We start from the raw sequence: 23754 nt of genomic DNA, 5'->3' as shown, positions 1-23754 counted from the left end.
CCGGGCCCCTTGGTGTTCAGGAGGACTTCGGTACGTCGATCCGGTCGATGTCCGGTGCGTAGCCGGAACCGCTGTCGAACGTGATGGTGTTGGAGCCGGCCTTGAGCGTCACCGGAACGTAGACACCATTGACGGTGGACCAGTCGCCTGTCGAGGGGAACTTGTGGCGGGTGGCGCCGCCGCCGTTGGCCGAGACATCGGCGGAACGGGCGTCACCGCTGACGTAGGCCACCTTGATCTGGTAGGTGCCGGCCTTGTCCACCACGACCTTGTTGATGGTCAGCTTGCCCCCGGTGTAGAGGTTGCCGACCTTGTGGCCGTCGGAGCAGGCCGCGCAGTCGGCCACCGAGGCATTGCCGCCAAGGGTGTTCGCGGAGGACTCGGCCTCGATACCGGTCCAGGTGAGCGCGTCGCCGCGCGGGGTGACCTTGAAGAGGCGGGAGCCGTGGGCGGGCAGGGCCTGGGTGATCCCGTTCCTGTGCGTGCCGAGGTTCTCGTGGTTCCACAGATCCCGGACCGCGGCCTTGCCGGTGAAGCCGAGCGTCGGCCAGTCGGCGGTCACCGAGGCCGGCCGGTCCGCGAGGTTGAACAGGGCGACCGTGTAGGTGCCGTCCTGGTTCTTCGATGCCCACACCTGCTGGGGGTCGGACGGTGTGACCGGCCGCGCGGGCGGCGCGTCGCCCTGGTTGACGGCGATGACCTCGCGGTTGGTCAGCAGCGACAGCCCGTAGGAGTCCAGCTTGGTCACATCGTCACCGGTGTAGAGCGGCGACTTGGCGATCGCCCACAACGTGGCGTAGCTCTGCCGCTCGGCCTTGGTCAGGCCGTCCATCTCGCCGTTGCCCACATCGAGGGAGTCGAGGTCGTTCCAGCCACCGGGGCCGGCGTGCCGGGTCCAGGCCGGGGTGTCGTCCCAGCGGTCGTCGACGGAGTTCTCCCAGCTGACGAGCGTGTTGCAGTAGCACTCGACGTCGGTGTCGACGCGCCAGCCGTTGGAGTGCTTCTTCCAGTCGTCGGCGTGCCCGATGTCCAGCGACCAGGACAGCTCCAGGTGGATCGGGCGGCCGGTGGCGGAGATCGCCTTCTGCCAGGCGGCCACGTCGGCGACGTTGTCGTAGTTCTCGCCGCTCTTGAAGGAGCCGGGGCCCACACCGTCGAGTTTGAGGAAGTCATAGCCCCAGTCGGCGAACATCCGCGCCTGGGAGTCGATGTACTTCTGCGCACAGGGATCGGAGAAGTCGATCTTGTACGCGCTGTCCCAGCCGTTGGTGGTGCGCAGGTCGTCGTAGACAATGTCGGCGGTGGAGCAGCCCTCGGCGTTCCAGATCGGCACCTTGCCCCCGCCGTACGCCTCCTTCTCCAGGCCGACGGGCAGATAGATACCGGCCTTGAGGCCCTTGGAGTGGATGTGGTCGGCGACCGCCTTCATGCCGCTCGGGAAGCGCACGGGGTCGGCCTTCTGGCGGCCGTACTCGTCGAACTCCGGTGTCCACGCGTAGTTCCGCCACCAGCCGGCGTCGATGTTGATGTACTCGTAGCCGAACCTCTTGAGCTTGGTGGCGAGGGCGTCGGTCTGTTTGAGGACGTTCGCCTCGGTGAGGTAGCTGTAGTCGCCGTTCGGATTGAGGCCCGGGTACTTCGACGACTGCATGCTCCAACTCGACCAGCCCATATAGGGTTTGGCGGCGGCGGTGGCCGGGGATGCCGGGGTGGCGTTGCCGTCATCGGGCTGTGCCTGCGCGGCCGGGGCGGCCGTGGCGAGGCCCGCGGCGAGGACCAGGACGACGAGGGATCTCAGACCGCGTACGGGCATGACGGAGTACGAGGGTGACCGCATGGGTCTACCTCCTGGGGTGTGGTTCGGGGAACGGGGTGGCGGCGGGGTTCGGGGGTACGGCGGCGGAGGTTGCCCCTGTCCCAACCGACGGTGGGGGAATGGCAGCCCCCGCTAGGGCCTGTCTGATCGGATGAAGGACTGGATGGCGGTGGCCGCGGCTCCACGGGCCCACTCGTCGAAGGGCAGCGGCCGGGTCTGTACGTCGCACCGCGCCGCGGAGCCGAAGGCCGCCGTGGCGAAGGCGTCACGGATGTGGTCGGCGAACAGGTCGTAGGCGGCCAGACCCTCGCCGGAGATGATCACGCGTTCGGGACCGAGCAGATTGGCCACGGTGGCGATACCGCGGCCGATGGCGTCGCCGGCCCGTGCGTAGATCTCCCGGGCGCCGGCGACCCCGTCGTGGGCCAGTCCCGCGGCCTCGACCGCGTCGGCCACCTGGACCCCCGTGGCCGCGCGGACCTGACGGACGATGGCGTCGTCGCTCGCGATGGCCTCCACACAGCCACGGTTGCCGCAGTGGCAGCGAGGGCCCGCCGGGTCGACGGTGATGTGTCCGATCTCGCCGGCCACGCCATGGGCCCCGGCCACCACCCTGCCGTGGACCACGAGACCGCAGCCGATGCCCGCGCCCACCGTCACGACGGCGAAGCCGGACAGCCCCACGCCCGCCCCGAACCACTGCTCGGCCACGGTCAGCGCGCGCACGTCGTTGTCGACGGTCACCGGAAGCCCCGTGGTCATGGCGGCGAGTTCGGCGAGTGGCACATCGCGCCACTCCAGGAAGGGCGAGTAGCGCACCACGCCCTCGGCGCGGTCCACATCGCCGGAGACGGCCATGCCCAGGCCCGCGACGCGCACACCGAGGCCGTCCGCCTCGATGAGCAGCTCCCGGACGAGTTCCGCGGCCGTCCCCAGCACCGCCTTGGGGTCACGGGCGGGGAGGGGGATGTGCCGGGCGACGAGGATCCGGCAGCACAGGTCGGTGAGCACGCCGATGATCGTGTCCCCGGTGACCTTGACCCCGATGAACAGCGCGCGGCCACCATCCACCCGGACCAGGTTCGCGGGCCGCCCGAGTGCCGGGCGCGCGTCCTCGTCCACGTCCTCCACCAGGTAGCCGGCCTCGATCAGGGGACGGACCGCCTTGGTGACGGCCGCGGCCGACAGCCCTGCCCGCCGCGCCACTTCCAGGCGGGTGAGGGGGCCCTGCGACAGGACCGTGGTGAAGATCTGCGAGGCGGCCGACGTGTGCACCGGGAACGACTCGACAGCGGAGGGCGAGGACATGGCCGGGAACCTAGGCCCCTTATTTTCCGCTGTCAATGAAAGAAGCAAGAATCTCCTGAGGATTGCCTGTGAGCCCCGATGCCGCTTCCAAAGCCCGGCTCATGCGGGGGTGTTGACATGCGATCGAAGGTCTCGTTGGCTTAGCAGGCGGCCCTCGTCTCGCACGCGTCGAGCGCCCCCCATCCGTACGCGACACCCGCCGCTCCCCCGCCGTCCCACGAACGTGAGGCCCGATGCCGACGATCTCCCGTGCCCCGGACACCGGGGTCTGGCTGCTGACCACGCCCCGCACCTCGTACGCCCTGCACATCGACGAGACGGGCGCGCCCTGCCATCTCGCCTGGGGGCCGCGGCTGACGCCGCGGGAGGCGGAGCAGCTGGTCGTGCCCGCCGGGGAGGCGGCGAGCAGCTTCGAGGGACGGCCCGCGGTGGGCGAGGAACTGCCGGTCGACGGCGGCACGCGCTATGGCGCGCCCTCCCTCCAGATCCGGTACGCGGACGGCTCGCGCGGCTTCGAGTGGCAGCCGACCGGGCACCGCGTCGTCACGCCCTCCGACGGCGTCGGCGAACTCCGTCTGGAATTCCGCGACCGCCACTATCCGCTGCACGTCGCGCTCCACTACCGGGTGCGGGACGACACGGATGTCATCGAGCGCTGGACGGTGCTGCGCAACGAGGGTGAGCAGCGGGTCCGCCTGCTGCGCGCCGACTCGGCGGCCTGGTCCCTGCCGCCACTGGCCGACTACCGGCTCAGCCATGTCACCGGGCAGTGGTCCGCGGAGAGTCAGCTGCGCCGCGAGCGCCTGCCGCACGGGGAGACCGTGCTGACCAGCCGGCGTGGCATCACCAGCCATCACGCGAGTCCTTGGGTGATGGTGGACGAGGGCGACGCGGGCGAGGAGCACGGCCGGGTGTTCGGCGCCGCCCTTGCCTGGAGCGGGAGTTGGCGCATCACCGCACAGCGCACATCGGACGGACGCGCCGGTTTCACCGGTGGCGTCGGCCACGAGGGCATATGCGTGCCGCTGGCGCCGGGCGAGGAATTCGCCACCCCGGTGTTCGCCGGGCTGTTCACCGACGGCGGGTTCGGCGCGGCGAGCCGGGCCTGGCACGCGTACACACTGCGCCACGTCCTGCCGCACGGGCGTGAGGTGGCGCCCGTGCTCTACAACTCTTGGGAGGCCACCGGGTTCGATGTGGACGAGGCGAACCAGAAGGCGCTGGCCGAGCGGGCCGCCGCCCTGGGCGTGGAGCTGTACGTGGTCGACGACGGCTGGTTCGGGGCCCGGCGCAGCGATCGCGCGGGGCTGGGCGACTGGACCCCGGCCCGGGAGCGCTTCCCGCACGGCCTCGGCCCGCTGGCCGACACGGTGCACCGGCTGGGCATGCGCTTCGGCATCTGGGTGGAGCCGGAGATGGTCAACCCCGACAGCGACCTCTACCGCGAGCACCCGGACTGGGTCCTGCACACCCCCGGCCGGGCCCGCAGCGAACTGCGCAACCAACTCGTCCTGAACTTCGCCCGCGACGACGTGGCCGACTGGGCCTACGGCTGGCTGACCCGGCTGGTCGCGGACCATGGCATCGACTTCCTCAAGTGGGACATGAACCGCGCCTTCAGCGAGGCCGGGTGGCCCGGCACTCCGGACGGCCACGACCGGCTGTGGACGCGCTACGTGGCCAATCTGTACGGCGTCCTCGACCGGCTGCGGGCCGACCACGCCGGGCTGCGCATCGAGGCGTGCAGTGGCGGTGGCGGACGTGTGGATCTGGGCATCCTCACCCGTACGGACCAGGCGTGGGTGTCGGACAACACCGACGCCGTCGACCGGCTGGTCATCCAGCACGGCTTCGGTCAGCTCCTCCCGCCGCGCACGATGTCCGCGTGGGTGACCGATGTGCCCAATCAACTCACCTCCCGCACCGTGCCGTTGAGGTTCCGCTTCCATGTGGCGATGTGCGGGCTGCTGGGCATCGGCGGGGATCTCGCCCGCTGGTCCGAGGAGGAACTCGCCGAGGGTGCCGAGCTGGTGGCCGAGTACAAACGGGTGCGCCACCTCGTCCAGCACGGCGTCCTGTACCGGCTGTCCGGCCCGCACGGCGAGCTGCCGACCGTGGTGCAGTACGCCGCCGAGGACGGCAGCGCGACCCTGGTGCTGGCCTGGCAGCGCGGCCCGCGCCACGGAGTCCCCAGGCTGCCGGTACGGCTGCGCGGGCTCACCCCCGGCGCCGTCTACCGCGACACCCGCACCGGCGAGGTGCACCATGCCACCGTGCTGGCCGAGTACGGATTACGGCCGGACCTCCCCCGCGGTGACTGGGCCAGCACGTCCGTACATCTGGTCAGGACGGGGCAGGACGAGACGTAGCACCGCCACTGCCGCGATAGGCGGCGGTGGCGATTTCGACGAACGAGCGGACCAGGGGATTCGTGTCGGCCTCGTTCCATGCCACCACCACGCGGCTCGGCTCCATGTCGATCAGCGGCACCACGGCGAGCCCCTCCGGCGGCTCGTGGTCCACGAGCGTCATGCCGACCGTGCCGTTCCACAGCACGGCTTGGCGGCATTCCTGGACGCCACGCACCACCGGGCCCTCTCGGGGCTCCCCGCCATTCCAGTACGACTGCCAGACGGGATCGGTGCCCTCCGGGAACAGGAACCAGCGGCGGTCCGCCAGGTCGGCCAGTTTCAGGCTGTCGCGGCGGGCCAGCGGATCGTCGGCGCGCAGCAGCGCGCCCACCGGGTCGGCGCGCAGCGCGTGCACGGTCAGGCCGGTTTCGTCGAACGGCCCGCGGGTCAGGGCGATGTCCACCAGCCCGGCGTGCAGCCCGCAGGTGGGATCGGTCAGGTCGGTCTCGCGGATGTGCACCTCGACGCCCGGGTGCCGCCGGTGGTAGGCGCCCGCCAGCCGGGTGGCATCCGGGTCGGCGCTGTCCCCCAGGATGCCCACGGTGAGGCTCGCGGTACCGGCCGCCGCGGCCATGCGCACGCGTACCCGGTCGGCGTGGTCGAGCAGGGCGCGCGCCTCGTCGAGCAGCACGGCCCCCACCGGAGTGAGCGTGACACCGGCGGACGACCGGTGGAACAGCGTGGCACCCAGCCCGGTCTCCAGCTGCTTGATCGCCCGGCTCAGCGGCGGCTGGCTCATGTGCAGCCGGACGGCGGCCCGGCCGAAGTGGAGTTCCTCGGCGACCGCCACGAAATAGCGCAGCGTGCGTAGCTCCATGGTGCAACGATACCCATCCGGTATCGAGCCCGCGGAAGAAGTCTTGGACGGTTGTGGCGCCCCGGCGGTGGAATCGCGGTGTGACTGAAGAACCGAAAACCAGTGTCCGGGTGAAGAGCCAGTACGCGACCGAGCCGACCACCGGCGTCCCCCGGAAGGCGGGGCGGGAATCGTGAAGGTGGCGTACTGGATCGTCGCCGGTCTGCTGGCCCTCTTCTACCTCTACGGGGGCGGGGTGAAGGTGATCCGGAGCCGTGATGAGCTCCGGCCGATGATGGCATGGGTGGACACCACGCCGATGGCGGCCGTCAGGGCCATCGGTGTGATCGAAGTGCTCGGCGCGATCGGGCTGATCCTCCCCCCGCTGACCGGCATCGCGCCCTGGCTGACCCTGGCCGCGGCCATCGGGTTCGTGGTCCTGCAGATCGGCGCGACCAGGGTTCACCTGCGCCGTGGAGACCGCCAGGTGGCCCTCAACATCACGCTCTTTCTCGCCGCGGCCGTGACCATCTGGCCGGCGACGACATGGCTGTGACATCGGGCAGGGCCACGCAGCCGCCCGCCTGGCCAAAAGGTGACAAAATAATCCCAGGAGGTTGATCCACGCCGGGCAGGAGGGCTGGTGGACCTGGACGCCGTCGCCGATGAGCTGTACGCCCTGCCACCTGCGGACTTCACCGCCGCCCGGGATGAGCGCGCCAAGGACGCCCGCACCGCGGGCGACCGGAAGCTGGCCGAGCGGATCCGTCGCTTGCGCCGCCCCACCAAGGCGGCGTGGGCCAGCAACCTGCTGGTGCGGCGGCAGCCGGACGAAGCCGAGCAGGTCCTTCGGCTCGGAGAGGCCCTGCGGCAAGCGCACCAGGACCTGGACGGCGGGCAACTGCGGAAGCTGTCCACACAGCAGCGCCAGGTCATCGCGGCGCTCGCCCGCCAGGCGAGGGATCTGACCACCCAGGCCGGGCAACCGATCGGTGAGGGCGCCCAGCGCGAGGTGGAGGAGACGCTGCGCGCCGTGCTGGCCGACCCGGAGGCGGGTCAGGAATGGGTACGGGGGCGGCTGGCCAAGCCGCTCGCGGCACCGACCGGATTCGCGTTCGTAGCCGGCGCCGCGCGGTCCGCGCCACCCACCTCGGGCCGCGGCGAGCGGGCCTCCGGCGGCCGGGTGGCCGATCTGGACGCCGCTCGTTCGCGGCGCCGCGAACGACAGGAGCAGGAACGCCGCCGCGAACAGCAGGAGCAGGAGCGGCGCCGCGCAGAACAGGAGAAGCAGCGGCGCCGCGCAGAACAGGAGAAGCAGCGGCGCCGCGCAGAACAGGAGAAGCGCCGCGAGCAGCGAGAGCGGCAGGCCCGTGCACATCAGGAGGCCGAGGACGCCGAGCGTCGGCTGCGCGCCCGCGAGGCGGAGCTCAGCGCGGCCGAGGATGAGCAAGGCCGTGCTGACCAGCGAAAACACCAGGCGCAGCAGCGTCTGGCGGATCTGAGAAAGCAGCTGAAGGAGGCCGAGGGCGAGCAGCGGGAGGCCGAGGACGCCGTCCGGGAGGCCCGCACGCGGACGCGGAAGGCGGACCAGGCGGTCCGTGAGGCGAGGCGGCGGGCCACCGACGCGGCAGCACGGGCGGAACAACTCGCCGACCAGGCAGAACCGCCGACAGTGTGAGGAAAAGGCGAGACAGGAAACCCGACCACATGAGTTTCGCGCCGGAGGCCCGGGCCGGTCGATGGCCGAACAAGGCACCATGCGAGGGAGGCAGCGATGATGAGCGACGACAGGGCAGACGACGTCTATCAGCCGACCGGCACCAACGAGGAGCAGGAGGACGCGGCCCCCCTGGACGCCCAGGACTCCCTGGACGAGCGCGACTACGACGAGATGCTCGACGAGGGCTACTCGCCGCCGGAGAAGCCACTGGGTGTCACCAAACACGGCACGACGGCGGCCGAACAGCGCGAGCGCGAGACGCTCGACGAGCGGCTGGCCGAGGAGATCCCCGACGTCGAAGCCCCAGCGGGCGACGAGGTGGGAGATGTGCAGGACGGCGAGGGCGAACCGATCGACCCCGAGGCGGGAACGGACCGCACGGGACGGCTCGTCGCCCCCGACGAGGGAGCGCACACCGACACCACCAAGGAAGTCATCGCCAGGGACGAAGGCATCGACGCCGGCGCTGCCGGCGCCGAGGAAGCCGCCGTGCATACCGTCCCGGATGAACAACTCGAAGCGGAAGACGACGCGGAACCGGATCGTTGATCCTGCCGCGGCGCAGCGGAAGAGATGCCGTGGCAGCTTCCTGACAGGACGTTTCCCCGGCGTCGGCACGCCCCGCCGCCGGGTCGTAGCGTGGCCGGAGGGGTGAGCGGTCCCGCGATGCGCTCGCGACCGCTCGCGTGATGACCGATGTCTTTTCGCGGAGGGGCCACCGCGATGCTGATCCTGCCGTGCGACGGTTCGGTGGACACGGTCGGTGCGCTGTCGCGTGCGCTGGCCGTCGCGATCGAAGACCACGGGGAAACCGTGCTGCCCGTGGCGGCCGGTGCGGACTCGCCGGGGTTCGACACCCGTGGGCCCGTGCCGTCCGGGACGGCGGTGGTGGTCGGCACCTCGGGGTCCACCAGCGAGCCCAAGGGGGTGCTGCTCTCCGCCCGGGCACTGCGCGCGTCGGCGGAAGCCACGCACACCAGGCTCGGGGGCCCCGGACGCTGGCTGCTGGCGCTGCCCGCACACCACGTGGCGGGCGTGCAGGTCCTGGTCCGCTCGCTGCTGGCCGGGGCGGAGGCGGTGGTCCACGATCTGCGGCAGGGCTTCCGGCCCGAGCGGTTCCGCGCCGCGGGTTGCCGCTACACCGCGCTGGTGCCGACGCAGATCCGGCGGCTGCTGGACGCGGGTGGCCCCGGCCTGGCGGCGTTACGGGAGTTCGACGCCGTACTGCTGGGCGGCGCGGGCACACCCGAGCCGTTGCTGACGCGGGCGCGCGAGGCGGGTGTGAGGGTGGTGACCACGTACGGCATGACCGAGACCGCCGGCGGCTGCGTCTATGACGGGGTGCCGCTGGAGGGGGTACGGGTGCGGATCGGTCCGCCACCGGAAGGGACGCCCGGGCCCGGCGCGGGCGGTCCGATAGCTCTCGGCGGACCGACCCTGGCGTCCGGCTACCTCAACCGGCCGGAGCTGACGGCCCGTTCCTTCGGCGACGGCTGGTTCCGCACGGACGACCTCGGGCGCCGGCGGGAGGACGGCCGTCTTCAGGTACTCGGCCGGGCGGATGACGTGATCGTCACCGGCGGTGTGAAGGTGTCCCCGTCCGTGGTGGAGCAGGTCCTGCGGGAACAGCCCGGTGTCGGGGACGCATGCGTGGTGGGGGTGGACGACCCGGAGTGGGGTCAGATCGTCGTGGCCGCCGTCACTCCGCGCGAACCGGGGGCGTGGGGGACAACGGCCGTGGGCGCGCTGAAGGGCGCGGTCCGGGAGCGGCTCGGGCGCGCCGCCGCGCCCAAGGCCATCCGGGTCGTCGAGACCCTGCCACTGCGTGGCGTGGGAAAGCCGGATCGGCCGGCCGTGCGCCGCCTGTTCACGGGGTAGTGAGGTCGGGGGCGTACGGCCCGGCCATCATGTACGGCCCGTTCCCCCACCCTCAGGCCGTCACCCGGACGTGGCGCCGGGTATGCGTCTTGAGGAAATCCTCCTTCACCTCGTACGGCACGGCTGCGGCCGGTACCTCGATGAGGCCGTCCACCGCGCGCGTTTCCGGTGTGACGATGTCCTCGCCGAAGTACTTGTCGGAGCCGGAGTTGTCGCCGGGCAGTGTGAAACCGGGCAGCGCCGACAGCGTCACATTGGCGGCTCTGCTGATGCCGAAGTCGTGCATGCCACCGCACCACACGGGCACCCCGGCCGCGACGCAGGCGTCATGCACCCGGACGGCCTCCAGGAGGCCACCGAGGCGAGCGGGCTTGATGTTGACCACGCGGCAGCTGCCCAGCGCCAGCGCCTCCCGCGCCCGGCCGGCCGAGGTGAGGCTCTCGTCGAGGCAGAGCGGTGTGGCCAGCTCCTTCTGGAGCGTGGCGTGGTCCAGCAGATCGTCCCAGGCCAGCGGCTGTTCGATCATCATCAGGCCGAACGCGTCCAGATCACGCAGCCGCGGAAGGTTCTCGAGGGTGTAGGCGCAGTTGGCGTCGGCCATCAGCGGCAGCTCCGGGAACCGGTTCCGGATCGCCTCCAGCACTTTCACATCGGCGCCCGGGCCGATCTTGACCTTCACCCTTTGGTAGCCCTGCCCGACGTACCCCGCGATGGTGTCGCACAGCCGGTCGCGGTCGCTGTCCATCCCCACGCTCACGCCGGAGGGGACATGGGTGCGCGCCGCGCCACCGAGCAGCGTGGCCAGCGGTCGGCCGGTGGTGGCGGCCAGCAGATTCCACGCGGCCATCTCCAGGCCGCACCGGGCGAAGTTGTTGGCCTTGACCCGGCCGTAGAGGGCCGTGAACTCCTCAATGGTGTCCCAGGGGCGGCCCACCACCGCCGGGGCGAGGAAGTCGCGGGTCACGGACCACACCGTGTCGGTCGTCTCGCCCAGGTAATACGGGTCCACCGGCACCGGTGCCTCGCCCCACCCCGTGAGGCCGTCGGCGGTGGTGGCGCGGACGACCACATGCAGCAGGGTCTTGGCACTGTGGGTGCTGGCGGTGAAGCCGTGGGTGAGCCGCAGCTCCACCACGGAGAGGTCGAGCCGGTCGATGCGCGGCACGGAGGTCCCCTTCCCCTCGTCGGGAGATGGCGTCGTCGAGAGATGACGTGATGGTGTCTAGGGCCTGAGGGTGGAGCCGCCGTCCACCGTCACGGTGGTGATCGTCATATGGGCCGCCTGATCGGACACCAGGAAGCCGATGACGGAGGCGATGTCCTCGGGCTGGGCCAGCGTGCCGCGGGGAATGCCCACCCGATGGCGTTCGGGGTCTCCGTGCAGCAGCGCCTGTCTGCGGCCGGGAAGATGCGCGTTGGCGCGGGACATCGGGGATTCGGTGGTCCCCGGCGCCACGACGACGGATCGCACGCCGTGCCCGGCGAGTTCCAGTCCGGCGCAGTTGGTGAGGTACTGGGCGGCCGCCTTCGAGGCCCCGTACAGCCCCTGGTCGTACTTGACGATCCCGGCGCTGTTCGACGCCACGGTGATGACGCAGCCGCGTCCGCGCCGCGCCATCCGCCGGCCCACCGCACGGACGCAGTTGAAGGTCCCCCGGACGTTGACGCCGAACACCCGCTCCCACTCGGCGTCCTCCTGCTCGGTCAGCGGGGCGGTACGGCCGAGCACTCCGGCGGCGTTGACCAGGATGCCGATCGGGCCGAGCCGATCCTCCACGTCCTGGACGGCCCGTTCCACCTCGCCGGAGTCGGTGACGTCGAGGCGTACGGGGTGTGCCATGGCGCCCAGTCGCCGGGCCACGGTGTGTGCCCCGTCCTCGTCGATGTCCGCCACGGCCACGACCGCCCCCTCGGCGGCCAGTTGATGTGCGGTGGCGGCGCCGATGGCTCCTGCCGCGCCGGTGACCAGGGCCGTGACCTCGGCTATGCCGGTCAGCCTCATGCTCCTCGCCCCGTTTCCCGCCGCGCTCCCGGTAGCGTTTCGGGCTCGGGGCCGGGGAAGGACTCCGCGGCCCGCAGCTCGGCGTCGATCCGCGCCAGCACCCCGGAGAAGCGCTGGAGCCGGCGTTTGAGCAGCGCCGTCGTGCTCGGGTCGTTGGCGGAGATCTCGGCGGCACACGCGGTGGCCTCCGCACCCGCCCGGCCCGGTGGTACGAGTCGCTGCAACAGCCCGAGCCGGTAGGCCTCGTGTGCCGTCACCCAGCGGGCGGTCAGGAGCAGATCCTTGGCGGCGCCCAGGCCGACCAGGCCGATGAGTTTCGCCGCCCCGATGGGAACCCCCAGGCGGGAGCCCGGGAAGCGATACGCCGAGTCCTCGGCGCCCACCCGGATGTCGCAGGCGGCGGCCAGCTCCGCACCGGCGGCGACACAGCGTCCCTCGACCGCGGCCACGGTCGCCTTGGGCGCCGCTGCAACCGTCCGCTGCAACCGCGCGAAGACCCGCAACCGGTCCGCGCGGCCCTCGTCGCCCAGTTCCTCGTCGCGGTCGCCCCCGACACAGAAGTCCGGTCCGCTGCCGCTGAGGACGAGCACCCGCACCGCGTCATCGGCCAGCGCGCCTTCCACGGCCTGAAGCAACCGCGCGGCCGCCTCGGTGGTCAGCGCGTTGCGCACCCGGGGGCGCTCGATGCGCAGCTGTGCCACTCCGGTGGCGCGGTCCCGCTCGACGCCGATCACCGGGGCGTCCACAGCTCTTCGAGGGCGCGGGCCACGGTCCGGTGGGTCTGGTCGTGCACCGCGACATTGGCCGTGCGGTCGGTGCGCAGATGGATCATCGACACGCCCGGGGAGCCCACCTTTTCCTTCAGCGCGGACCGCAACTCCCCTTCATCGGCGGCGCGGACGACACCGACTCCATAGGCGGCGGCCACCGCGCACACATCGGCGGCCTGCGGGGTGCCGAAGAGCAGCTCGAAGGTGTCCTCCGGAAGGTGTGACGCCTGTGGCAGGAACGAGAAGATCCCACCCCCGTGGTTGTCGACCACGACCAGTGTGCAGCTCACTTCCGGCGCCTCGGCGGCGCCCAGCAGCGCGCCCGCGTCATGGAGGAAGGTCAGATCGCCCAGGAGTACGGCCACCGGACGCCGGGCCGCGGCCACGCCGAGCGCGGTGGCGATCGTGCCGTCGATCCCGTTGACACCGCGGTTGGCCAGCACGGCGGGGGGACGGTGGCGGGGCGCGGCGAACCACTCGAGGTCCCGTACGGGCATCGAGGACCCGACCACCAGGGTCGCCTCGGTGGGCAGGGCGTCGAAGAGCGTACGGGCCACTCGCGGTTCGGTGAGGTCGGCCCGGCCGTCCAAGGCATCGGCCACGGCCGCCTGCGCGGTGGCTTCGGCCGAGGCCCATGCGGTGCGCCACTCCGGCCCTGCCGGGGGTTCCGGCGCCGCCTCGGCCACGGCGCGGCACAGGGCCGTGGGATCGGTGCGCAGCACGGTGGCGGCCAGCCGGTCCGGGTCCCGCCACCGCCAGTCGGGATCGACGAGCACATGCCGGATGCCGGGCTGCCGCAGCCAGTCGGCCACTGCCCGGGAGGCCCAGCGCTCCCCGAGGTGCACGACCACCTCGGGGCGCAGTCGGTCCCGGGCGTGCGGGCTCCGCAGGATGGCGTCGGCCGCCGCCACGGTGCCGGGGCCCGGTGTACGGGCGCCGGAGCGCGGATCGGCCAGCACCGGCCAGCCCAGTGCCGCGGCGGCCGCGTGCACGGCGACCGGATCGCCCGCACCCGCGCCCACGAGCAGGACACCCCGCTCGTGGCCGCCCGCGACGGCGGCCACGTCCACCGGGGTGGCGGTCGGGACCGGGCGGCTGACGTGGTGCCAGGGCCGCCCGTCCGCCCGGCCGGGAGGCAGGGGGCCGGGCCGTGCCACCAAGGGGTCGCGGAAGGCCAGGTTGAGGTGGACGGGGCCCGGGCCGGAGGGTCCGGCCTCGGCCTCCGCTACGGCGCGCGCGGCGAGGGAGCGCCACATCCCCTCCTGGCTCCGCTCGGGAACCGCCACGGCCACGGCCCAGCGCACCGCCGATCCGTACAGGCCCGTCTGGACCATGGTCTGCGGGGCGCCCACTCCCTGTAACTCCGGTGGACGGTCGGCGGTGCACACCACCATCGGCACCCCCGCCAGATCGGCCTCGGCGACCGCCGGATGGAGCTCGGCCGACGCCGTACCGCTGGTGGTGACCACGACGGTGGCGCGCCCGGTGGCACGGCTCAGCCCCAGGGCGAGGAAGCCCGCCGCGCGCTCGTCGAGGCGTATGTGCAACCGCGTCCGGCCGTCCTCGGCGAGGGCGAGCGCGAGCGGGGTGGAACGGGAGCCGGGCGCGATGACGGCGTCGCTCAGCCCCGCGCGGACCCATTCGTCGACGAGGGTGGCGGCGAAGGCCGCCTGAGCGCCGCCCTCGATGCCCCGGGCCGCCCGAGCGCCGCCCTCGGTGTCGGCTGCGTATCCGTCCATGGATTCACGGCCCGCCATCAGCGTGTCCAATCCTTCACCGCGCCGAGCCGGGTCAGCGCCGCGCCGAGTTGGCCCAGCAGTCCTGAGCCGACGCCGGAGAGCATTCGGTAGCCGCTGCGCTGCAATTCCTCCCCACCCTTGTTCGACGGGGAGGAGCCGTCGAGCCAGCCGTCCGGTGTCAGCCGGTCGCACAACACCTCCCATGCCTCCTGCGCCACCACGCCCTCGCGATCGGCGGCGAAGCGGCCACGCTCCACGCCCAGCGCCAGGGCCGCGGCGATACCGGCGGATCCGCAGGTCTCCGCCCCGGTGGCGGGCTCCGCCAGATAGCAGTCCCAGATACCGGCCGCGTTGCGCCGGGACACCGCGAGCCGGGCGGCCCTCGCGGCCTCGTCCCACAGGTCCTCGGTGTCCGGCCGGTCGCCGAGCTCGGTCAGGGTGCGCACCAGGCCGAGCAGATACCAGGCGTACGCCCGAGCCCAGTTGCGGTAGACGCGGCTGCCGTCCGGCAGCAGCCTGAGGTAGATGTCGTCGTCCCACGTCAGCCGCCTGCGCCGAACGCGGAGCTGACGGACGGCCGCCTCGCGCAGCCGGGTGTCCCCGGTGGCCTTCGCGAGGACGGCCATGGGGTAGCCGACGGTGTAGCACCCCTCGGCGGTGGTCGGGGCGTCCTTGACGCATCCATGGGGATCGGTCCGGGCGTTCCAGGACTCGACAGCCAGCCGGAGCGTGGGATGCCGCGGATCCCGCTTCGCGACCACCGCGAAGGGGAGCGTGGCCTCGATCCCGTACACACGGTCGTTCGCGGGGCGGCCGCGCGGATCCTCGTAGCGCAGCCGGGTGCCGTGGACATAGACGGCGAGGTGGTCGCGCAGCGCCGTCTCGGCGAGGGTGTCGCCGGGGAAGGTGGTGTGCAGGTCGTACAGCGCGTCCAGCACACATCCCTCCATCCACCCGAACGGCTGCACACTGGCCGGGCTGGTGAGGTGGCGGTGGAGCGCGGCGGCCGGAGCCGGTGGGTCCTCGGCCGCCAGCAGCAGCGCGGGCCGCCGCTCGGCGGGGGCCTCCGGGCCGGAGAAGATCCACAGTGGCTCGGTGGCCGGTTCGGGGGCGAGGGTGAGCCGTACGCCCTCGTCCAGCACGGCCCGTACGGCCTCGGTGTCCAGTGGCAGATCGTAGGGCTGGTGGCAGTCGGCGTACCGGATGTCGAACGAGCCGAGCGGCCGGCCGGTGCCCGCCGAGACGGCCTCGACGCGGCGGACGTCCCGCACGTCGCAGGCGACGAACAGGCGGAGCCGACCCGGGGAGCGGGGTGCCGTGGAGTGCCACCTCAGCACGGTGGACATCTGGCCGCCGACGATGGCCGCGGTCGACCAGGTCAGCGGGGTGCGCCGGTCCGATGGGAAGGGAACGCCCGGCGCGTCCACACTGCTCGCGGGAACGTGATGTGCGCTTGCCATTGATGATCCCTCGCCTGTTCAGGGCGCAATGAGCGCGGGCAGAATGGCGCCCAGCTTCGCGCGGGTCTCGGCCAGTTCCTCTTTCGGATCGGAATCGGCGACAATGCCGTTCCCGACATACATGGTGGCGTTTTTGCCGTGTATCTCGGCGCAGCGAATGGTCACGCAGAGACAGCCGTTCCCCTCCGCGTCCACCCAGCCCAGCGCCCCTCCGTATAGCCCTCTGTCCCAGCCCTCCAGACGTTCGATCACTTCGTACGCCTTGTCGCGGGGCCATCCGCACACGGCGGGGGTCGGATGAAGCATGGCCGCCAGTCGGAGAAAGGGCGGGTGGTCGGCTTTGAGCTCGGCCCGGACCCGGGTCATCAGATGCTGCACGTTCGCCAGTTTCAGCGTCTCGGGCCGCTCGTTGGCCTTGATCCATGTGGTGCTGGACGTCAGGGCGTCCAGCACCGCCTCCCGCAGGACCCGGTGCTCCTCCTGGTTCTTACCGGACTCCTGGAGCCAGGACGCGAGCCGGCGGTCGGACTCGGCGTCGCCGCCACGGCGGATGGTCCCGGCCAGGGCACGCGACTCCACCCTCCGCCCGCGCTTGGCGAGCAGCAGCTCCGGACTGGCTCCCACCAGGCCGAAGGCGGAGAACAGATAGGCGGAGGGGAAGCTGTGGGCCAGCCGCCGCAGCACCACGGACGGCTGGATGTCCGTGTCGCACTCCATCTGGATGCGCCGGGCGAGCACCGCCTTGCGCAGCTCTCCGCGGCGCACGGCACGCGCCGCGTCGGCGACGCTGCCGCACCACTGCTCCGGCGGTTCGCTGGGCCGCAGCGCGAACGCGCCGGGTTCACCGCTCTTGGCGGAAGGGGTCGGCACCGAGGCGAGGAGGCGACGGTGGTCGGGCGTCTCCTCCAGGCTCAGTGTCCGGGCGGGAACCGCGAGCCGGATGGGCTCCTGGCGCTGAAAGGGAAAGGCCACGAAGCCGATTCCCCCACCGGCCGCCAGCGCTTGGGCTATGTCTTCCTCGGAATCGACCAGATGGTGTGTGATGGGTTCAATTCCGAGAAGCGTACGGTCCGGCCCGGAAAAGAATAATCGGCGATTATCCAGAAGGTCGATCGCGTCATCGACGACTTCTTGCGAACGTGCCACCAACGGAACGCCCCCGTCCGTTCTGGTAGAGATATGATCTTTTACGCAAAGCGTCCCAACAGCCTCGCATTGACCGGTAAATGCGTCAAGAACCGGCCAATGCGATAGCTCACTTGATGGACACTTACGCATCCTCGGGACGGCCCGGTGCCGCTCGGTCAGGAGGACATGAAGTCGCCCACCGGCAGCGCTCGGTCCACGACGCGGACGTCGCCGATCCAGCCGTACATGATCTGGTCGATCTTCCCGCCGTACTCATAGCCGCCCAGCAGCCAGGGCAGCCCGAGGGTGGTGAGGCCGTTGGCCGGGGTCGAGGGGTTGCGCGCCACCGGGCAGCCGTTCACATACATCGTGGTGTGTCGTCCGTCGTTCACCACGGCCGCGTGCCACCAGGTGTTCAGCGGCAGCTCATGGCTCCAGTTGGTGACCGCGCCGTCCTCGTTCAGCGGATAAACGGCCCACTGGAGCCCATGGCCGTCGGACAGCGAGAGGGTGACCACCGGCTCCTCCATGTCCCCGCCGGTCTTTCCGGCTTGGCCGCTGGGGCCGCGTCGGCCGAGCAGTCCCGACCAGGCGTTGCGGCCACCGTCCCAGTCGGCGGGCAGCTTGAGGAACGCCTCGACGGTGTAGCCGGAGCGGAAGGTGGCGCCGTTCAGCGGAGCGCCGTCGGCCGTACGCAGATAGGCGCCGCGCAGGGGGGACTTGTCGCCGTGGAAGGAGAGGCTGCCGTGTCCCGGCTGGTCCGGGTGGTGCTCATCGGACCAGCTGAGGGCGTCGGCCGGGCTGCCGGGGACGGCGACCTTGGTGAGGTGGTTGCCACAGCCGGAGTGGTCGGTGATCCGGACGGAGTCCTCGACGGGCGCGCCGTCCCGGCCGCCCTGGTCGAAGCGCCAGTAGGCCACCGTACCGGGGATCACCAGCCGCGAGGCGGGCCGGGCCGGCCGCGGTGCGGTGGGGGCGAATCCGGCGAAGCGCTGCTCGAAGTCGATCGGGACACTGAAGTAGTCCTGTGAGCTGGTGCGTTCGATCTCTCCGCGCTCCAGCTCGTTCAGGTGCTCGTCGGCGCGGTCCAGGATCCACGGGGAGAGCGTCCGGACGTCGACGGTGTGGCGGGCCAGGTCGAACCGGTAGAGGCGGATCATCCCGGCGCCGCCGTAGTAGCGGTCCTGGTAGTTGGTGATGTGCAGATGGACATCGTGGCCCGCCTTGTTCCTGCGGACGGTACGGGCCGGCGGCCAGTAGTGGCCGTTGAGGGTGAGGAATATCTGGTCGTGGTCGGCGATCAGCTCGTCCCACAGCCACTGTCCGTGGTCGGAGAACCGCGCCTCCTCGCCCTCGTGGTCCGCGTAGACCAGCTCGTGTGTGGTGAGGATGACCGGAGTTCGGGGGTGGCCCGCGATGACCTCCCGGGCCCAGGCGATGCCCTTCGCGGAAGGGCGCCAGTCCAGGGCGAGCACCAGCCACTCCCGGCCCGCGGCGCGGAAGGTGTGGTACGTGTTGTAGCCGTCCGGGCCGGCGCCGCGGAACGAGGGCGAGGAGTGGTACCGCCGGGGGCCGAAGGTGTCCAGGTAGGGGGTGCGGCCCCGCTGGTCGTCGGTGGACGAGTCGAGGTCGTGGTTTCCGGCCACCACGCTGTAGGCGGCGCCCCGTTCGTCCAGGAGCCGGAAGGCCCGGTCGATCGGCCCGAGTTCGGAGACCTGCCCGTGCTCGGTGAGGTCGCCGAGGTGGGACAGGAAGACGATGTTCTCCTCGCGTGCGTGGCGGAGGAGATAGCGGAAGGACGCCTCCACCGGCGCCGGGTGGATGCTCTCGCCGTCGAAGAGGTACTGGGTGTCCGGCATGACGGCGACGGTGAATCTGAGGCTGTCGGGGTCGGGGTGCCAGGCGGGGGCACCCGCGGCCCCGGAGACCGATGCGGCCGCGGCGGTCGGCGCCGCCTCCAGCCCGGTCATGGCCACACCCGCGCCGACGAGTCCGGTGGTGCGCAGGAAGGTGCGGCGGCCGGTTCCGGACCGCGGCTCGCTGGTCTGACGGGGACTGCACATGGCGCTGCTCCACACGGTGCGACGAAAGGGATGGAGCGCACGTTATGGAGCCCGGAAACCCGGCCACAGGAAGATGTCCGGCAACGGACGGGGAAGAGCACATGAATGGCTTCCGTGTCCGGGAGGTGTGAAGTGTCCGCGACCACCGCGCCGCGGACGCGGCTCAGTGGTGCAGATCCTCGGCGGTGAGGGTGTCACGGGTTTCCGGCGCCCAGGCCAGGCTGACGACCGTGCCGAGCAGCAGCACCAGCGCCATCCATCCCATCGACCAGCCCGCGCCGAAGTGGCTCAGGCTGACCGGCAGGACGAAGGTGCCGATGGCGGACGCGACCCTGCTGGTGCCGTTGAGGAAGCCGACCCCGGAGCCGCGCAGCGCGGTGGGGAAGAGCTCCGCCGGATAGACCTGGGTGATGGTGGAGGCACCGGCCATGACGAAGGTGTAGATCAGGAAGGGGACCATCAGCAGGGCGCTGGAGCCGTCGCTGAGCACGGCCATCGCCCCCAGACACAGCGTGAGGATCGCGAAGGTGCCGATGGTGAACGGCCTGCGGCCCAGGCGCTGCACCGGCCACAGCCCGATCACCCCGCCCAGCAGCAGGGCCAGGTTGAGCACCAGGTTCTGGGTGTCGGCCCCGGAGATGTTCAGGGTGGCCAGGATCTGCGGCATGAAGGTGTAGATGGCGAAGTAGGGCAGCACCTGGGCGCTGTAGAAGATGACACCGAACCAGGTCTTGGTCGCCTGGCCGCGGGCGAAGAGCTCGCGGTAGCGGGCCGCGGGCGGCCGCGCGGCGGCCGCGGCCTCCGCGTCGGCGGCGGTGGCCTCGGACTGCCCCAGGTAGGTGCGGCGGATCCGGGCGGCCTCGGCGGCACGGCCCCGGGCGGCCAGCCAGCTCGGGGATTCGGGGATGCCGATCCGCAGCAGCAGCACCAGCAGGGCGGGCACCGCTCCGCTGGCCAGCAGCCAGTACGCGGTGGTGCCGTTGATCGGGATGTACGTGCCCGCGATGTTGGCCAGTACGTAGCCGACGGTCCACAGCACGGTGAGCGAGCCCAGCAGGACACCGCGCAGCCGGCCGGGGACGAACTCGGAGAGCAGGGTCGGGCCGACGGCGTAGTCCGCGCCCAGACCGAAGCCGATCGCCAGCCGGAGGAGGAAGAGGACCAGCGGGCTGTGCGCCCAGAACTGGGCGGCGGAGGCGACCGCGATGAGCACGAAGTTGTAGAGGTAGAGCTTCTGGCGTCCGATCACATCCGCCACCCGCCCCAGCAGAATGCTGCCGAAGAACAGGCCGATCAGGGCGGACGCGCCGAGCAGGCCCTGCCAGACGCCGGACAGACGCATGGTCTCGCCGAGCGCGGGCAGCACCGCGCCGATCACACCGAGGGCGTAGCCGTCGGAGAAGTTCGCCCCGAAGGTGGTGGCGGTCACCCGGATGTGGAACCCGGTGAGTGGCTCGGTCGAGGCGGAGCCCGACCCGGGCGCCGCCACCCGCTCCCCCGCCGTCCGCGCGTCCGCCGCCTCCGTGTCCACTGCCACGCCGTGCCTCCCGACCGAGCGTTCACCGTTTGGACGGCCAGCATGCATGAATTCATACAGTCAAACAATAGGTTGACTGTAGATTCACATTCACTGATGGTGAAGACCCATATGCGAGACGAAGGCGGGCAGCGCGGCGAGGCTGTGGCGCACGGCCTCGCCCCCGTACTCGAACATCTGCCGCTCGTAGTCGCCGACCGCGCCGAGGAGGTCCTGGCGGCGCTCGACGGCCTCGATCAGGCAGCGGCGCAGCAGGTCGGCATCGCGCAGGGCGGTGTTCGCACCGTTGCCGCCGGTCGGGGAGGTGGCGTGGATGGCGTCTCCGAGCAGCGTGACCGGACCGGGCGCCCAGCGCTCACGGGGCTCGACCACCCGGATGGAGAGCAGGGTGCTGTTGTCCGGGTCGGCCTGCTCGATGAGCGCCCGCAGGTCCGGATGCCAGCCCTCCATCCGGGACAGCGCGGCCTCCTGCGCGGTCGGGGCGCCGAGCGAGCCGTTCGGTGGCAGGAGCATGGCCCAGCGCACGTAGTCGCGGATATCGGGGAGGGTCACCTCGGGTGCCAGTTCCTCGGCCGCCTGCTTCGGCGGGGTACGGAATCGCATCGCTCCGAGCATCAGGCTCACCCCGTCTCCGGCGATCTTCGAGCCGAAGGCCGGCTCCAGGGTGGCAAAGCGCCCGGTCAGCGGCGTACGGCCGATGACGAACCGGGCGCCGGTGTCGGTCGCGGTGGTCCGCGGCGAGAGCACCGCGCGGACGGCGGATCCGACCCCGTCCGCCCCGACGAGCAGGTCGGCGGTGGCCGGGTCGCCGTCCGCGAACCGGGCTTCGACCTTGCCGTCGTCCAGCACGTCGTAGCCAGTCAGCGCGGCCCCGGTCCGCACGGTGAGTCCGGTCAGCAGCAGGTGCCGCAGCACGTGCCGGTCGATCACGATCCCGGTCCTGCCGGGGCCGAGCTCGCCGATCCGGTTCAGCTGCGGGTCCAGGATCAGCCGCTCGGCATAGGCGTCACCGACGATCGCGTCCAGCAGCGGGTGCCAGCGCGGCGGCAGACAGCCGCGCAGCGCCTCGAACCCCATCGGGCTCAGCACGAGCCGGTAGCCCTGGAACCGCGCGGTGATCGCCGGGTCCCGCTCGTACACGTCGGCCTCGATCCCGGCACCACGCAGACCCTGCGCCAAACACAGACCTCCCAGACCGGCCCCGACCACGGAAACTCGCATCACACACCTCCTGTTTACGAACTTAGTTCTGCCTGCACGATCTAAGATCTACTCGTGGAACTTAGATCGCGTCAAGCTATAGTGATCGGTATGCCCTCCGATCCCCGGCGACGCCGAGCAGCTCGTCACGCCCAGCCCGCTGGGGCGCCCTCAGCGGCGTCACCGCGCAAGAAGCCCATCACGGTCGACCGGATCACCGACGCCGCCCTGCACGTCGTGGCCACCGAGGGCTATGACGCACTGACCATCCGTCGAGTCGCCGCGGTGCTCGGCACCGGGCCGTCGTCGCTGTACGCGCACATCGTCAGCAAGGAGGACATCGACGATCTGCTCATCGGCCGGCTCTGCTCCGAGGTCGTGCTGCCCGAACCGGACCCGGCCGAGTGGCGCGAGCAGATCCTCGACGTGTACGCGCAGATCCGCGACCAGTACCTGAAGTACCCCGGAGTCTCCCGCGCCGCGCTGGGCGTAGTCCCGACCAACCTCTCCACATTGCGGGTCAAGGAAGGGCTTCTGGCGATCCTGCTCGCCGGCGGAATCGAACCGCGGAACGCCGCCTGGGCGCTCGACGCCCTATCCCTCTACGTCAGCGCCTACACCCTGGAGCAGTCGCTGGTCCGGCAGCGGCGCAGACACCCGGACCAGGAATGGGTCCTTGGCCGCGAGGAGCTGATCCACCGGTTCACCGCACTGCCGGCCGACACGTTTCCGCAGACCCGACGCTATGCCGCTGAGCTGACCTCCGGCACCGGGCACGACCGGTTCGACTTCACCCTCGGCCTGATCATGGACAACCTCACCCAGCTCCAGCCCAGGCGGTTGAAGGGGTCCGGCCGGTCCAGCTGACGGCGGATCGCCCGGCATGAGCGCTCCCCGGAGGCCGGGTGGGAGGGCTTCGGTGCCCGGTTCTACGATCGGACACGACCAACGAACGTACGTGCACGGGCCAGCAGTTGCCCGGCCGGCTGCGTCGTGCCACGCGGAAAGGGCGGCCGCCTGTGGCGGCGGGGGACCACAAGGATGTGAGACGTGAGTGAACGCCGGACGGCATCAAGTGCCTCGCCGGCCGTGGGGCGGGCGCTGGATGTCCTGTTGCACCTCGCCGGCCGCTCGGGGCCGGTTCGGGCATCGGCGCTGGCCAGAGACCTGGAGATGCCCCGCTCTTCGCTCTACCACATCCTCGCGGTCCTGGTTGATCGCGGGTTTGTCACCTATGTCCCGGAGGAGCAGGCATACGGCCTGGGCGTGTCGTCCTTCGAAATCGGCTCCGCCTACTCGCGGCACGAGCCCCTGAAGCGACTCGCCCGCCCCATTCTGCGCAACCTGTCGAACCTGCTCGGCCAGTCGGTGCACCTGGGCATCCTCTACGGCGCAGAGACGGTCTACCTCCTCAAGGAGCGGCCGCCGAGGGGCCATTCCGGGTACACCGATGCCACTCCCGTCACCGACGTCGGTGTCCGGCTGCCGGCCCATCTCACGGCCAACGGCCGTGCGATCCTGGCCCACTCCGGCGAGGCGCACCTCCGGGCGGTCTTCCCCCGGCCGGGAGATCTCGTCACCCGCACCGGCAGAGGCCCCCGGTCGCTGGCGGAGCTGCGGAGCCTGCTGGCGCGGGACCGTGAGCGCGGCTGGTCGGAGGAGGTCGAGCTGGTCTCCGAGGGGCTCCGGTCGATAGGGGTGCCGGCGTTCGATCACAACGAGCGGCCGATAGCGGCCGTCAGCAGCACATGGCGGCGCCACCACCACCGGCATGAAGTGGATCATGTGCGGGACATCCTGCAACAGGGTGCGGCACGGCTGACGGCGGCGGTGGCGGGTCACGCGCCCCACGCATCCCACGCACCCCACGCCCACGGAACGGACGGCGCACAGTGAGCGGCCGTCGCAGACGTCTTCGCCACATGG

General features: G+C 71.4%; 19 protein-coding genes. 7 read left to right on the top strand and 12 right to left on the bottom strand.

The features are described 5' to 3' along the window. Window positions 1–16: 16 nt before the first annotated feature. Entirely contained in the window at window positions 17–1837 is a 1821-nt protein-coding gene (locus tag KHP12_RS01600) for an alpha-galactosidase D (RefSeq protein ID WP_211831281.1), read from the bottom strand. 111 nt (window positions 1838–1948) lie between these two features. Next, window positions 1949–3124 (bottom strand): ROK family transcriptional regulator, encoded by a 1176-nt coding sequence (locus KHP12_RS01595; RefSeq protein WP_086885474.1) that lies wholly within the window; start codon window positions 3122–3124, stop codon window positions 1949–1951. Window positions 3125–3357: 233 nt separating this feature from the next. Here KHP12_RS01595 and KHP12_RS01590 point away from each other — a divergent pair, with 233 nt between their 5' ends. Next, window positions 3358–5493, top strand: a complete 2136-nt coding sequence (locus tag KHP12_RS01590) for an alpha-galactosidase (RefSeq protein WP_211831280.1) — start codon at window positions 3358–3360, stop codon at window positions 5491–5493. On the opposite strand, the gene KHP12_RS01585 is transcribed toward KHP12_RS01590, so the two are convergent. Next, entirely contained in the window at window positions 5468–6352 is an 885-nt protein-coding gene (locus KHP12_RS01585; RefSeq protein WP_086885472.1) for a LysR family transcriptional regulator, read from the bottom strand. The genes KHP12_RS01590 and KHP12_RS01585 overlap by 26 nt on opposite strands. Window positions 6353–6524: 172 nt before the next feature. Between KHP12_RS01585 and KHP12_RS01580 the strand changes: the two genes are divergently transcribed. The 4 genes from KHP12_RS01580 (at window position 6525) to menE (ending at window position 9929) form a co-directional block, all read left to right on the top strand. Next, window positions 6525–6887 carry a DoxX family protein gene (locus KHP12_RS01580; RefSeq protein ID WP_086885471.1) on the top strand — a complete coding sequence of 121 codons (363 nt, stop codon included), beginning with the start codon at window positions 6525–6527 and terminating at the stop codon, window positions 6885–6887. 87 nt (window positions 6888–6974) lie between these two features. Continuing rightward, window positions 6975–8009, top strand: coding sequence for a hypothetical protein (locus KHP12_RS01575; protein ID WP_211831279.1), 1035 nt, complete (start codon window positions 6975–6977; stop codon window positions 8007–8009). A 96-nt stretch (window positions 8010–8105) separates the two neighbouring features. Beyond that, on the top strand, window positions 8106–8600 hold the full coding sequence (locus KHP12_RS01570; protein ID WP_086885469.1) for a DUF5709 domain-containing protein: 495 nt from the start codon (window positions 8106–8108) through the stop codon (window positions 8598–8600). 174 nt (window positions 8601–8774) lie between these two features. Further along, a complete protein-coding gene (gene menE, locus KHP12_RS01565) occupies window positions 8775–9929 on the top strand; it encodes an o-succinylbenzoate--CoA ligase (RefSeq protein WP_086885468.1) in 1155 nt (384 codons plus the stop codon). Between the two features lie 52 nt (window positions 9930–9981). Here the strand turns inward: menE and menC are convergent, their stop codons facing one another. The 9 genes from menC to KHP12_RS01520 form a co-directional block, all read right to left on the bottom strand. Beyond that, a complete protein-coding gene (menC, locus tag KHP12_RS01560; protein ID WP_211831278.1) occupies window positions 9982–11094 on the bottom strand; it encodes an o-succinylbenzoate synthase in 1113 nt (370 codons plus the stop codon). Between the two features lie 57 nt (window positions 11095–11151). After that, entirely contained in the window at window positions 11152–11931 is a 780-nt protein-coding gene (locus tag KHP12_RS01555) for an SDR family oxidoreductase (RefSeq protein ID WP_086885466.1), read from the bottom strand. Next, window positions 11928–12677 carry an enoyl-CoA hydratase/isomerase family protein gene (locus KHP12_RS01550; RefSeq protein WP_086885465.1) on the bottom strand — a complete coding sequence of 250 codons (750 nt, stop codon included), beginning with the start codon at window positions 12675–12677 and terminating at the stop codon, window positions 11928–11930. Before KHP12_RS01550 ends, KHP12_RS01555 begins: the two co-directional genes overlap by 4 nt. Continuing rightward, window positions 12662–14458 (bottom strand): 2-succinyl-5-enolpyruvyl-6-hydroxy-3-cyclohexene-1-carboxylic-acid synthase, encoded by a 1797-nt coding sequence (menD, locus tag KHP12_RS01545; RefSeq protein ID WP_211831277.1) that lies wholly within the window; start codon window positions 14456–14458, stop codon window positions 12662–12664. Before menD ends, KHP12_RS01550 begins: the two co-directional genes overlap by 16 nt. Next, complete coding sequence (locus KHP12_RS01540) at window positions 14458–15900, bottom strand: glycoside hydrolase family 88 protein (protein WP_086885464.1); 1443 nt, start codon at window positions 15898–15900, stop codon at window positions 14458–14460. Before KHP12_RS01540 ends, menD begins: the two co-directional genes overlap by 1 nt. 18 nt (window positions 15901–15918) lie before the next feature. After that, window positions 15919–17046 carry an isochorismate synthase gene (locus tag KHP12_RS01535; protein ID WP_244203341.1) on the bottom strand — a complete coding sequence of 376 codons (1128 nt, stop codon included), beginning with the start codon at window positions 17044–17046 and terminating at the stop codon, window positions 15919–15921. Between the two features lie 158 nt (window positions 17047–17204). Further along, window positions 17205–19091 (bottom strand): LamG-like jellyroll fold domain-containing protein, encoded by a 1887-nt coding sequence (locus KHP12_RS01530; protein WP_211831276.1) that lies wholly within the window; start codon window positions 19089–19091, stop codon window positions 17205–17207. Window positions 19092–19254: 163 nt separating this feature from the next. Then, window positions 19255–20628 carry an MFS transporter gene (locus KHP12_RS01525; protein ID WP_211831275.1) on the bottom strand — a complete coding sequence of 458 codons (1374 nt, stop codon included), beginning with the start codon at window positions 20626–20628 and terminating at the stop codon, window positions 19255–19257. A 90-nt stretch (window positions 20629–20718) separates the two neighbouring features. Beyond that, window positions 20719–21849, bottom strand: a complete 1131-nt coding sequence (locus tag KHP12_RS01520; protein ID WP_211831274.1) for an FAD-dependent oxidoreductase — start codon at window positions 21847–21849, stop codon at window positions 20719–20721. 90 nt (window positions 21850–21939) lie between these two features. On the opposite strand from KHP12_RS01520, the gene KHP12_RS01515 reads away from it, so the two are divergent. Together KHP12_RS01515 and KHP12_RS01510 are read left to right on the top strand one after the other, a co-directional pair. Beyond that, entirely contained in the window at window positions 21940–22695 is a 756-nt protein-coding gene (locus KHP12_RS01515; protein WP_086885476.1) for a TetR/AcrR family transcriptional regulator, read from the top strand. A gap of 183 nt (window positions 22696–22878) precedes the next feature. Next, window positions 22879–23724: an IclR family transcriptional regulator gene (locus tag KHP12_RS01510; RefSeq protein WP_086885459.1), complete on the top strand. Its 846-nt coding sequence runs from the start codon at window positions 22879–22881 to the stop codon at window positions 23722–23724. Window positions 23725–23754 lie beyond the last annotated feature (30 nt).

Source organism: Streptomyces asiaticus (genome assembly GCF_018138715.1).
GTDB lineage: Bacteria > Actinomycetota > Actinomycetes > Streptomycetales > Streptomycetaceae > Streptomyces > Streptomyces asiaticus.
This window is presented reverse-complemented; position numbering and strand designations above follow the sequence as displayed.

Coding starts and splice junctions, on each gene's coding strand:
- KHP12_RS01600 (WP_211831281.1), bottom strand. CDS start 1,837: ATGCGGTCACCCTCGTACTCCGTCATGCCCGTACGCGGTCTGAGATCC.
- KHP12_RS01595 (WP_086885474.1), bottom strand. CDS start 3,124: ATGTCCTCGCCCTCCGCTGTCGAGTCGTTCCCGGTGCACACGTCGGCC.
- KHP12_RS01590 (WP_211831280.1), top strand. CDS start 3,358: ATGCCGACGATCTCCCGTGCCCCGGACACCGGGGTCTGGCTGCTGACC.
- KHP12_RS01585 (WP_086885472.1), bottom strand. CDS start 6,352: ATGGAGCTACGCACGCTGCGCTATTTCGTGGCGGTCGCCGAGGAACTC.
- KHP12_RS01570 (WP_086885469.1), top strand. CDS start 8,106: ATGATGAGCGACGACAGGGCAGACGACGTCTATCAGCCGACCGGCACC.
- menE (WP_086885468.1), top strand. CDS start 8,775: ATGCTGATCCTGCCGTGCGACGGTTCGGTGGACACGGTCGGTGCGCTG.
- KHP12_RS01555 (WP_086885466.1), bottom strand. CDS start 11,931: ATGAGGCTGACCGGCATAGCCGAGGTCACGGCCCTGGTCACCGGCGCG.
- menD (WP_211831277.1), bottom strand. CDS start 14,458: ATGGCGGGCCGTGAATCCATGGACGGATACGCAGCCGACACCGAGGGC.
- KHP12_RS01540 (WP_086885464.1), bottom strand. CDS start 15,900: ATGGCAAGCGCACATCACGTTCCCGCGAGCAGTGTGGACGCGCCGGGC.
- KHP12_RS01530 (WP_211831276.1), bottom strand. CDS start 19,091: ATGTGCAGTCCCCGTCAGACCAGCGAGCCGCGGTCCGGAACCGGCCGC.
- KHP12_RS01520 (WP_211831274.1), bottom strand. CDS start 21,849: ATGCGAGTTTCCGTGGTCGGGGCCGGTCTGGGAGGTCTGTGTTTGGCG.
- KHP12_RS01515 (WP_086885476.1), top strand. CDS start 21,940: ATGCCCTCCGATCCCCGGCGACGCCGAGCAGCTCGTCACGCCCAGCCC.